Origin of the sequence: Burkholderia sp. Ax-1720, assembly GCF_011753035.1 — a bacterium.
In the GTDB taxonomy this organism is placed as follows: domain Bacteria; phylum Pseudomonadota; class Gammaproteobacteria; order Burkholderiales; family Burkholderiaceae; genus Burkholderia; species Burkholderia gladioli.
The window spans coordinates 1-803 of sequence record NZ_VWWK01000458.1 but is presented as its reverse complement, the minus strand read 5'-3'; the positions used below and the strand labels follow the sequence as shown (position 1 = coordinate 803).

Annotated in this window: 1 protein-coding gene; it reads right to left on the bottom strand. The window is 74.8% G+C overall.

The annotated features are described in order from the left end of the window. Positions 1 to 803 (bottom strand): PLP-dependent aminotransferase family protein (locus tag F3J18_RS37655; RefSeq protein ID WP_166917225.1); only part of this gene is annotated, 803 nt, incomplete at both ends.

The window sequence follows — 803 nt, the reverse complement described above, 5'->3', positions numbered from 1 at the left end:
CGCGCCGGCCGCCAGCCGCTCCAGCACGGCATCGCGCCGCTGCTGGTAGGCCTGGCGGCTCGCCCGCAGGTGCCGGGCGAAATCGCCGTTGCCGATCAGGCCCGCCAGCGCGCGCTGCTCGATCACGCCGACCGGCCGCCCGAGCGCCGCGAGCAAGGCCTCGAGCGGCGCGCGCAACGCCGCCGGCGCCACCACGTAGCCGAGCCGCAAGCCCGCGAACAGGGTCTTGTTGAAGGAGCCGCAATAGATCGCGCGATCGTGCCGGTCGAGCGCCTTCAGCGCCGGCAACGGCGCAGCCTGGTAGCTGAACTCGCCGTCGTAGTCGTCCTCGACGATCCAGGCCTGCTCGCGGCGCGCCCAGTCGAGTAGCTCCAGGCGCCGCGAAACCGACATCGTCACGCCCAGCGGCGACTGGTGCGCGGGCGTCACGCAGGCCGCCACGATGCCCGGCAGCGCGGCCAGCCGCTCGACCACCAGCCCCTGCGGATCGACCGGCACCTGCGCGACGGCGGCGCCGTTCAGCGCGGCCAGCCGCTCCGTCATCGGATAGCCGGGATCCTCGATCGCCACGCGCCGCCCACGCACCTCGATCGCCCGCATCACCAGGTCGAGCGAATGGCGGATGCCGGCGGTGATGAACACGTCCTCGGCGCGGCAGGCGATGCCGCGATACTCGCCGAGCCAGGCGGCGATCCGCGCGCGCAGCCGCGCGTCGCCGCCGGGCACCGCCGCGCCGAGCTCGGCCGGTTTCAGGCCCGCCAGCGCCTGCGCCAGGTGGCGTTTCCAGGTGGCCGCCGGCAGCA